Raw genomic sequence first — 10,695 nt, forward strand, 5'->3', positions numbered from 1 at the left:
AACGTTTTTGAGCGCAAGCCCCTTCTGGGTGAGATACATGGATGTATCTCACAAAAGGAGCTCCTCGTGCCTTGATTGACGCTTTTTCAGCTCACAACAGAGGCTGAGATGAAAGATAAACAAGCCCTATCCATCACGATAATGGGTTTACATGTGGTCGACAAGTATTGTCGCCAGACAAATTGTTCATCCCTTACTTAAGCTTAATCACTTACAGCAAAATCACTCGCAAGATATCCATTACAAAGCATTATTTACAGTGGTTTCAATAACCTATTTGGTTTCGCTATAGAAAACACTCTGGAGCCTCTTTGCAGATGCGTATTCTTCGATCATAATCAAATGCAGGTACGTCACTATAACAAGAGGATCTCTTCCGAATGATTAAACGACCCGACGCGGCAAAACGTCTGTTTGTACTTGATACCAATGTGCTGATGCACGACCCCACTGCTCTCTTCCGTTTTGATGAACATGATATTTTTCTGCCAATGGTGGTGCTCGAAGAGCTCGACAGAGGTAAAAAAGGTCTATCCGAGGTCTCACGCAATGTACGTCAGGTCAGTCGTTTTCTGGATGATTTACTTGAACAGGCTGCGGACAACGATGCGATAAATCTGGGCATTCCATTACCCAGTGTAACCAATAGTGATGTGCCTCAGGCCAGTGGTCGTTTGTTTTTCCAGACCCGACAAATGGCCGGGGAGTTACCTAAAGAATTACCTGGCCAAATTGCTGATAATGCCATTCTGGCTGTTGCCATCAATCTGCAACAGGCACAGGTCGATACCAACGTTATTCTGGTTTCCAAAGATATTAATCTGCGTATCAAAGCCACGGTGTTAGGTATCTGCGCCGAAGATTATTACAACGATAAAGTGCTGGACGATGTAGATCTGTTATATCGCGGATCCAGCGAACTTAAAGCCGATTTCTGGGAAGACCTGAACCGCCTCGAATCATGGACGGAAGATGGCCGCACGTTCTATCAGGTGGAAGGTGACGTTGTAAAAGACTGGTACCCCAATCAATTGATTTATTCACCCGGTGAAGAACGGGCGATTGAAGCCGTGGTACGAAACAACAATGAAACCACCGCCGATATCGAATTAATCCATGATTATCGCCGTGAAAATCATTCTGTCTGGGGCATTACCGCTCGCAACCGCGAACAGAATTTTGCCTTGAACTTATTAATGGATCCGGAAATCGATTTTGTCACCCTGCTGGGTCAGGCCGGTACAGGTAAAACCTTATTGACGCTGGCCGCTGCATTGACCCAATGCATCGAACACAAACGTTATGGTGAAATCATCATGACCCGGGTCACCGTTCCAGTGGGTGAAGATATTGGTTTTCTGCCAGGTACCGAAGAAGAAAAAATGACGCCGTGGATGGGCGCATTAATGGATAACCTGGAGGTGCTCAACAAAACTGATGGTGGTGACTGGGGTCGTCAGGCGACCAATGATTTGTTGCAACGCTGGATTAAAATTCGCTCATTGAACTTTATGCGCGGTCGTACCTTCCTCAATCGCTTTATCATTATTGATGAAGCGCAAAACTTAACATCGAAACAGATGAAAACGCTGATTACCCGTGCCGGTCCTGGCACCAAGATTGTCTGTCTGGGTAATATTTCGCAAATTGATACGCCGTATTTGAGTGAGACCACTTCGGGTCTTACTTATGTGGTGGATCATTTTAAAAACTGGCCACATAGCGGACATATCACCCTGCTGAGAGGTGAGCGGTCACGTCTGGCTGACTTTGCCTCAGAAAACTTGTAATCTGTTTAACAAAAGTGACATGTACGGCATAGAGAAATTATGCTTTCTGTGCCGTACATGTTTTACACTGACTCGACTTTTAACAGGTAATGGCAGTGATTCATTAAATGAATCATGGGCAGACAGGAAAGCAAATGATGAACGAAACCACCGCTACAGGCGCCGATCGTCGCGCATTTTTCCGCATAAATGATCGGCTGGTCCTGTCCCTTATTCCATTGACTGAAGCAGAAGCCGAACACATCGGTCAGTCTATTATTGATGCCACACCTGAAGCCGGGCAGTTGACACAGCAGCTGTCGACAATCCAGAAAAGCTTTAATCACCTGACCGATCAAATCGGCCACACTGACAGAGATATCGCCCGAGCCCTGCGTATGCTCGATGATAAGGTGAATCTACTGGCGCAGAATGTTCAGTTATTACACACACCGCTCAATCCGGAAACGGCCAATGAAGTGAATCTCAGTGCAGGCGGACTGGCTTTGATGACCGATACGGTATTTCAAGCCCGCTCACCACTGGAAATCAGAATGCAACTCCTACCCGGCGGTTTGCATATCCGGGCCATTGCCAAAGTGATTGGCTGTGATCAAATGATTGAAAGTACTGAAGGGAAAAGTTTTTATCTGCGAGTAGCCTTTACCCATATGAGTGAAACCGATCGCAACATTCTGGTCAAACATACCTTAAACCGTCAGGCAGAAGAACTGCGGAACAGTAAACAGGCTTAGCGTTACTGTTCACGCAAATATCTTGTCCAACACCATCTGCCTGATTACTGCCAAACAGGCAGCCCAATTAAGCAAGAGCGTGATATGTCAGCCAAACGCCCAATTCTTTATAGTTTCCGTCGTTGTCCTTACGCCATGCGTGCTCGTCTGGCCATTGCCATTGCCGGTTGTGAAGTTGAAATACGCGAAGTGGTATTAAAAGACAAACCGGCTGAACTGCTGGAAATCTCACCAAAAGCCACTGTTCCGGTGCTGTTGGACAACAATAATAATGTCATAGAAGAAAGTCTCGACATTATGCTTTGGGCCGCTTCGCATCATGCAATATGGGAATCGCTGGATGAACAACAACGCAAGGAAGCGTTCATTTTAATTGAAGAAAATGATGTCAGTTTCAAACAGATGCTGGATCGCTATAAATACGCCGATCGTTATCCAGAACAGAGCGAGCATTACTACCGCGAACAGGGCGAACAGTTTTTAGCCAAACTGGAAAATCGTCTCCACCAGCAAACCGGCTTAATGACTGATTCTCTTACTTTAGTAGATTTTGCACTGTTGCCTTTTATCCGACAATTTGCTCTGGTGGACTGGGACTGGTTTAGCAATGCGGATTATCCAAAACTGCAGAATTGGCTGAATGGCTTTCTTCAGTCCGACCTGTTCAAACAAGTGATGCATAAATATCCGCAATGGCAGACAGGAGATGAAATCACTGTTTTCCCGGTAACGCAGCAACAATAAACATTATAAAGTCAGATATACGCTGGCATCTTCATCTTCAGCCAGCTTGGGCACAATCCCCAGACAGGGCGCCGCGATACGTTGCTTCAGACTTTGGATAATTGCGGTTGACTGTGAGTCATCAAGAAAGTCATTGGCTACCCAACCCACCAGCTTCAGACCAGAATCGGCAATCGCCTGAACCGTCAACAGTGCATGGTTGATGCAGCCCAGCTTTATTGCCACCACCAGCACTACGGGTAAGTTCAATGCTTTCGCCAAATCGGCAATTGTTTGCTGATCATTTAATGGCACCAGCCAGCCCCCCGCTCCTTCGACCACGACGGCATCTGCCTGTAACCGCATCGCAGCAAATTGGCTTTCAAGAACAGTCAGTGAAATGGTTTCCCCTACCTGTTTCGCTGCCAGATGTGGGGCAATCGCCGGTTCAAAGGCATAAGGATTGACCTGCAAATAAGGTAATTTGATATCTGCCTGCTGGCTTAAGGCCAGTGCATCCTCATTTTGCAATTGCCCATCCCGCCACTCACAGCCACTGGCTACCGGTTTCATTGCCGCAACTCTGAGGCCTTGCTGTTGTAAGACTTTGATCAGTCCGACACTGATACGTGTTTTGCCGACTTCGGTATCAGTGCCGGTAACAAATATATGCTGAGTCATCAGAGCTTGCTTCTCAATTGGTCGAGACTGACTGCCACACAGCCATCTTCGGTCATCGGCAGAGAATTCTCCCCTGCCCAGGCATGTCCATAAATCACTTCATAAGTGGCTGGAAGTTGACCATTGACCCGAAATTGTTCACTGGCATGGGTTACTTTTTTCAAGGTGTTTTTACCCGTTAAACCACGGCGCCGTCCCTGATTGACATTGCGAGCTCCCAGTTGCTGCAGATCGCGCATCATGCCGATAATGTCGTTATACAAAAGACTATGCCTATCACTGTCCAGCACGGGATCACTGAGCCCGGCAGCAAACATGGCTTCCGCCACATCATGCATATCCAGAAAAACATTGATATGTGGATAATTATCTACTATTGCCCAACTTTGACGCAGCTCCTGCAAAGTATCAGGACCCAGGGTACTGAACATCAGCAAACCACCGGGGCGCAATACGCGCTGTATCTCTTCGAATGCTGATTGCAGATCACACCACTGCAAAGCAAGGTTGGCATAGACTAAATCCACACTATTGTCGGCTAAGGGTAACTGCTCAGCATCACCGGCAATAAATAAAGGTGATTTCTGCCCCGGTAACCAGCGACGTAAGCCTTGATCTGTACGATAACGCTGTTTTGCCTGATTAAGCATCGCCGGTGCAATATCTACTGCCAATTGCCGGGCAGCCGGATAACGTTGCTCCAGCAAATGCAGATTGCGTCCTGTGCCGGTTCCCAAGTCCAGAATATGCTGTGGATTGATTTTGACCAGATCCAGACGATCCAGCATTTCATCTGCGGTATCACGCTGCAATATCGCCACATCATCATAACTGACGGCGGCTTTGCCAAAGCTGCGTGCTACACGATTTTTTTCCGGTCCTGATGCCTGTTCAGTCATGCAGAAATCCGTATATGTGGTTCGCACAACGTTGTGGTTGCGAGATAAACGGCGCATGACCTGCACCGGCAATACGTTCAATCACGATATTGGAAGTTAAATCGGACAAACGTTCAGCCAGTGAAATGGGCACCAGTTGATCACGATCCCCAAGAATGAACTGTACCGGCTGACTCAATTGACTGAGCGCCAGACGTAAATCAAGGATTTCCAGTAATTCCAGCCCGGCCTTTAATGCCTCGGGATGCGCTACATTATCCGCAGTTTGTTCGGCCAGTAGCTGGATAGTTTCCCGACTGCCTTCCGCCCCCCGGGCCTGTAACATCACAAAGCGTTTCAGGGTTTCCCGTTGATTTTGATGAAGCTGACCAGAAAATACCGAAAACACAGCTGAATCCATGGCATCTGGCCAATCGTCCGACGTCACAAATTTCGGATTTGCCGCCATCAGGATAAGTTTGCTAACCCGCTGGGGAAACCGTGCGGCAAATGCCAAACTTAATTGGCCGCCCAATGACCAGCCCAGCCAAAAAGCAGTTTCTGGAACATTGCGTTCTAATTCATTAAGGATATTGTCGATCTGCAGCGCGTCGGAATGCCATTCAGAAGTGCCATGTCCGGGCAAGTCGACAAGGTGTAAGGTGAACTCTTCCGCCAGTAATTCAGCCAACGGCTGCCAGACACCACTATGCATGCTCCAGCCATGCAGTAAAACCAAATCAGGTCCTTGGCCCATTTGTTTAATGTCCATAACTGACCTCCAGAGCACCAAGCAATTTATCAATATGTTCGGCATCGTGAGCTGCAGAAAGCGTAATACGCAATCTGGCGGTATTTTTCGGCACAGTTGGTGGCCGAATAATGCCGACTAGAATGCCATGCTGTTCCATATCCTGTCCCAATTTAAGGGCTTTTTTATCATCACCAATCAACAACGGTTGAATCGCCGTTTGCGATGGCATTATCGGTAATTCCAGTTGATCCGCCCCATCACGAAATTGTTTGATAAGTTTTTGTAATTTGTCACGCCGCCAGGTTTCCTGTTGCACCAGTTTTAAACTTGCCAGCGTTGCTGCTGCAATTGCCGGCGGCTGGGCAGTGGTATAGATAAAACTGCGAGCCTGTTGCACCAGAGTTTCAATCACCACCTCGTCAGCTGCAACAAAAGCCCCTGCCGTGCCAAACGCTTTGCCAAAGGTGCCGACTAATATCGGCTTTTGCTGGGTTGGGCCAAAATGCTCAATAACACCACCGCCGTTTTGACCAAGCACCCCAAGACCATGCGCATCATCAATCAATACGCCAGCTTTGTGCTGTTCGGCCAATGCCATGATTTCTGTTAATGGCGCAATATCGCCGTCCATACTGAACACACCATCACTGACAATCAGTTTGTTTCGTGAGTTGGCTGCAGTGTGCAATCGTTGATGGAGCAAAGCCATATCGGCATGAGGGTAACGCAATTGCTGAGCTTCACTGAGGCGACCGCCATCCAGTAAGGAGGCGTGATTCAATTTATCCTGTACCACCACATCCGTTTTACCCAGCAGCCCATCAATTACCCCGATATTGGCCATATAGCCGGTGGAAAACAATAGAACGCGCTGTTGGCCGGTAAATTCTGCAAGAGCCTCTTCAAGCTGCTGATGATAACGGCTGTGACCGGTTAGTAAATGCGCTGCGCCACTGCCGACGCCTTCGCGATCCAATGCCTCAGTAAAAGCTTTTTTTAAGCTGGGGTGTGCTGCCAGGCCCAGATAATCATTACTGCTGAAAGACAGCATTTTACGACCATCCAGCATCACCTCAACGCCCTGTTCACCATCACGCAACCGCGTACGACGATACAAGCCAGCGGCTTTGCGATCGGTTAATGTTTGTTGGAGTTGTGAATGCCAGGGAAGTTGTGACACTAAAGCGCCTCGAGAAATCAGTTATCTTGAGCGATGCAACCGACAGACTTCATTAACAGAAATGCTCTGTGCGATAGCATCACACAGAGCATTATCTTTAACTTAACGTTCAGGCCGCTGAACAGTGTTTATCTTCCGATTGCTGCTGTCCGACCTGTAACGGTGTAATTCCCAGACGATTGAATAGACGCTGATCATGATCAGTATCCGGATTATCTGTCGTCAGCAGTTTTTCACCGTAAAAAATTGAATTGGCACCGGCCAGAAAACTCATTGCCTGTAATTCATCGGTCATGTTTTCGCGACCAGCAGAAAGTCTGACAAAAGACTGAGGCATCATAATGCGCGCCACAGCGATAGTGCGGACAAATTCAAACGGATCCAGATTGTTAATGCCATCCAGTGGTGTGCCTTCGACCTGTACCAGCAAATTGATTGGCACGCTCTCAGGATGACTTGGCAAGTTGGACAGACTGATTAACAGACCAGCCCGATCCTTACGACTCTCGCCCATGCCGACAATGCCGCCACTGCAGACATGAATGCCAGCTTCACGAACATGACTTAAGGTATCCAGACGATCCTGATAAGTACGGGTAGAGATGATTTCACCATAGAATTCCGGTGAGGTATCGAGATTATGATTATAGTAATCCAGACCGGCATCTTTCAGACGCTTGGCCTGATGATTTTCCAGCATACCCAGCGTGACACAGGTTTCCAGCCCCATGTCCTTCACACCTTCAATCATTGCTACTACACGATCCACATCACGGTCTTTCAGATTTCGCCAGGCAGCACCCATACAAAAACGGCTGGCCCCAGTGGATTTAGCCTGAGCAGCGGATTCAAGTACTTTATCCAGAGGCATTAACGGTTCAGCTTTTACTGCCGATGGATGATGTGCGCTTTGTGGACAGTAACCACAATCCTCGGCACAGCCACCCGTTTTGATGCTTAACAATGTACTGATTTGCACAGCATTGGCATCAAAATTCTGCCGGTGAATGGTTTGAGCTTTGTACATCAGATCCGCAAATGGCAAATCAAACAAGGCTTCAATTTCCGCCTGCTGCCAGTCATGGCGAAGCGGTGCGGTCTTTTCTGCTATATTTTCAGTCATGGGCTTCTTCATCAGATTTAATGGATTAATAACATGATGGCCAGAAACTTTAGTGCCGTATTGACGCATCGTTTGGCGGAATTATACAGCAAACTGTTGCCGATTCCCTGCTTCCTCTGTGGCGAGTTTAGTCAGCAGGATGCACTTTGCAAAGCCTGTATCAACGACCTGCCGTGGTTGGGCCATTGTTGTCAGCGATGTGCGCTGCCACTAAATGAGGCAGGAATTTGCGGACAATGCCTGCAACAACCGCCACCTCAACAATTGAGTCTGGTGTTATTTCGTTATGAAACACCTGTCAATCATTGCATTGCTGCATTCAAATTTCATCAGCAACTGGTCTTTACCAGACTATATGCCAGACTGCTGGCAGATAAAACCAGACAACGGAATCATGCATTCCCCGAAGTACTGATTCCCATTCCTTTGCATCCAAGCCGCATGCGCAGTCGTGGATATAACCAGGCTGCTCAGTTAGCGGACTCACTGGGATCTCAGCTTGATATTGCGGTGGATAAAACCAGTTTGGTCCGGCAGCGTAATACCTCTCCCCAAACAGGCTTGAGCGGTAAACAACGCAAACGTAATTTGAAACAGGCATTTGCCATCGCTAAAGCATTGCCTTACAAACATATCGCACTGGTCGATGATGTTTATACCACGGGACATACGGTGGCTGAAGCCACTCATTGTTTACAGCGAAATGGTGTGGAAACGGTAGAAGTATGGACAATTGCACGCGCAATGCGCCATTATTAGGCTCCATCACACTTATTTCAGTGCTCAAGGCTGTTGCATGCCTCAAAAAGACGTGACGACGCTTCAAGATCGTTTGGATGATCTGATTCGTATTGCCAAAAGTAATGAGCGAAAACAGCTCAACTTTCAGCAATATGAATTAAGCTTGCTCAACAGCAGCGGTCTAGAGCCGTTACTGAAACTGATCCTGGAAGAACATAAACATCGTTTTCAACTGACGGCAGTCACTTTGATGCTGCATGATCCGGAATATGAGTTCCAACGCCTGCTGGATTCTTTATCGGAAACCGAACATTGGCATAAACATTTATTGTTTACTGAGTCGGTTCAACGCCTGGAACAATTTTTCAGTTTACGACGGGTTCCCCGCCTCACCAGATTTTCTGCTCATCAGCACCAGCAACTGTTTCCCACACATAATGAATTAGGTTCCGTCGCCTTACTCCCTCTGATTCGTCAAAATCAATTGATAGGCAGTCTCAATCTGGGCAGCCGTAATCCCAATCGCTTTCAATCCAATATCGGAACCCAGTTTTTACAACATCTGGCCGCGGTAGTATCAGCCTGTATCGAAAATGCCCGGCTGCATGAGGAAGTGAAACTGGTTGGTTTACGAGATCCGCTTACCGGGGTAAATAACCGTCGCTTTTTCGATCAACGCATCATTGAAGAATTCAGCCGCGCTAATCGTAATGCCACCCCCTTGTCCTGTCTGTTTGTCGATCTGGACTATTTCAAACGCATCAATGACAGTCACGGCCATCAGACTGGCGATCAGGTACTCAAACATGTTGCACAGCTGCTCAATGACAGTTTACGACAAGGCGATGTACTGGCACGTTATGGAGGGGAAGAATTTGTCGTTTTACTGGCCGATGCAACGCGTTCTGTGGCGGCAGATATTGCAGAACGTATGCGAAAAACCGTTGCTGAAACCCATTTCACCTCCCCAACCGGTAAGGCATTACAGGTTACCCTGTCGGTGGGTGTTTCCACTCTGGACCCGGGCAGTAAAATGACCGTCAAGCGTCTGTTACAATCAGCTGACCAGGCAGTGTATGGTGCCAAACTATCCGGGCGCAATCAGGTAAAAGTCAGCGCTGAAGCCTGAAACTAATGAAGCCCGAAAACGTTAACCGACGGTAAAGAGGACACAGTGAATCAACTGAAAGCTTTTTCAGCTGCATTATTGCATGCATTGAAAAATCTGCTGCCAATCGTCGTCGTTGTGGTTATTTTTCAAGCTTTTGTATTGCAACGCGTTCCGGAAAGTAGCCTGAGCATCAGTCTCGGCCTTTTTGTTGTGGCCATCGGTGTCGCCCTCTTTCTGCGCGGACTTGAATTAAGTATTTTTCCTGTCGGTAAAAGTCTTTCCAATCAGTTTACCCGACGTGGTTCGTTGTCGATTCTGCTCGCGTTTGGTTTTGCGCTAGGCTTTTCGGCGGTGATTGCCGAACCGGCTTTAATTGCCGTGGCCGAACAAGCTCAGGAGATCAGTGAAGGCCGAATAGATGCATTGATTCTGCGCTTTCTGGTGGCCATTTCTGTTGGCTTTGTGGTTGCACTAGGAGTATTTCGAATCCTGTTTGGTTACCCGCTACACTGGTTCATGATTATTGGTTACCTGATTGTTGTGGTGATTACATTTTTCACACCGGCTGAAATCGTCGGCCTGGCTTATGATTCAGGCGGCGTTACCACCAATATTGTCACCGTCCCATTGATAGCAGCTTTAGGCATTGGTTTAGCCTCATCCATTCGTGGCCGTAACCCGCTTATTGATGGCTTTGGCATTGTGGCCATGGCCGTGATGGTACCGATGATAACAGTGCAGTTGTACGGGATTGTAGTGTTCAGGGGTAGTGAAACTGCTCCGACAGCGGATCATAGTATTGACACTGCGCAACAAGAAGCAATATCAGGCCCGATGACCATGCTGATGGATTTATTGGGAATGATGGGAGATGTGCTGCCTATCATTATCACTATCCTGTTTTTTCAGTATCTGGTGTTAAAACGACCGTTAACGAATCCACGCAAAGTGATTTTAGGTTTTGCCATGGTGTTATTCGG

Annotated in this window: 11 protein-coding genes; 6 read left to right on the forward strand and 5 right to left on the reverse strand. The window is 47.5% G+C overall.

What is annotated here, in order from left to right:
* Positions 1-380 precede the first annotated feature (380 nt).
* From B3M51_RS10895 to B3M51_RS10905, 3 genes are all read left to right on the forward strand, one after another.
* Complete coding sequence (locus B3M51_RS10895; protein ID WP_292480057.1) at positions 381-1,790, forward strand: PhoH family protein; 1,410 nt, start codon at positions 381-383, stop codon at positions 1,788-1,790.
* Between the two features lie 134 nt (positions 1,791-1,924).
* A complete protein-coding gene (locus B3M51_RS10900; protein WP_292480058.1) occupies positions 1,925-2,524 on the forward strand; it encodes a PilZ domain-containing protein in 600 nt (199 codons plus the stop codon).
* A gap of 84 nt (positions 2,525-2,608) precedes the next feature.
* Positions 2,609-3,268, forward strand: coding sequence for a glutathione S-transferase (locus B3M51_RS10905; RefSeq protein WP_292759177.1), 660 nt, complete (start codon positions 2,609-2,611; stop codon positions 3,266-3,268).
* A gap of 3 nt (positions 3,269-3,271) precedes the next feature.
* On the opposite strand, the gene bioD is transcribed toward B3M51_RS10905, so the two are convergent.
* From bioD to bioB, 5 genes are all read right to left on the reverse strand, one after another.
* The gene (gene bioD, locus B3M51_RS10910; protein ID WP_292759180.1) at positions 3,272-3,928 is read right to left on the reverse strand and encodes a dethiobiotin synthase; all 657 of its coding nucleotides are present in this window, start codon (positions 3,926-3,928) and stop codon (positions 3,272-3,274) included.
* On the reverse strand, positions 3,928-4,827 hold the full coding sequence (bioC, locus tag B3M51_RS10915) for a malonyl-ACP O-methyltransferase BioC (protein WP_292759183.1): 900 nt from the start codon (positions 4,825-4,827) through the stop codon (positions 3,928-3,930). Before bioC ends, bioD begins: the two co-directional genes overlap by 1 nt.
* Positions 4,820-5,578, reverse strand: a complete 759-nt coding sequence (bioH, locus tag B3M51_RS10920; RefSeq protein WP_292759186.1) for a pimeloyl-ACP methyl ester esterase BioH — start codon at positions 5,576-5,578, stop codon at positions 4,820-4,822. Before bioH ends, bioC begins: the two co-directional genes overlap by 8 nt.
* Complete coding sequence (gene bioF / locus B3M51_RS10925; RefSeq protein WP_292759189.1) at positions 5,568-6,740, reverse strand: 8-amino-7-oxononanoate synthase; 1,173 nt, start codon at positions 6,738-6,740, stop codon at positions 5,568-5,570. The genes bioH and bioF overlap by 11 nt, the downstream gene beginning before the upstream one ends.
* Positions 6,741-6,849: 109 nt before the next feature.
* Positions 6,850-7,863 (reverse strand): biotin synthase BioB, encoded by a 1,014-nt coding sequence (gene bioB / locus B3M51_RS10930; RefSeq protein WP_292480069.1) that lies wholly within the window; start codon positions 7,861-7,863, stop codon positions 6,850-6,852.
* A gap of 33 nt (positions 7,864-7,896) precedes the next feature.
* On the opposite strand from bioB, the gene B3M51_RS10935 reads away from it, so the two are divergent.
* From B3M51_RS10935 to B3M51_RS10945, 3 genes are all read left to right on the forward strand, one after another.
* Complete coding sequence (locus B3M51_RS10935) at positions 7,897-8,622, forward strand: ComF family protein (protein ID WP_292759192.1); 726 nt, start codon at positions 7,897-7,899, stop codon at positions 8,620-8,622.
* A 37-nt stretch (positions 8,623-8,659) separates the two neighbouring features.
* The gene (locus B3M51_RS10940; RefSeq protein WP_292480072.1) at positions 8,660-9,733 is read left to right on the forward strand and encodes a DUF484 family protein; all 1,074 of its coding nucleotides are present in this window, start codon (positions 8,660-8,662) and stop codon (positions 9,731-9,733) included.
* Positions 9,734-9,778: 45 nt separating this feature from the next.
* Positions 9,779-10,695: DUF1538 domain-containing protein (locus tag B3M51_RS10945; RefSeq protein WP_292759195.1), on the forward strand; the 917-nt coding region annotated here is incomplete at its 3' end.

It is taken from the genome of Methylophaga sp. UBA2689, assembly GCA_002354555.1.
Lineage (GTDB): Bacteria > Pseudomonadota > Gammaproteobacteria > Nitrosococcales > Methylophagaceae > Methylophaga.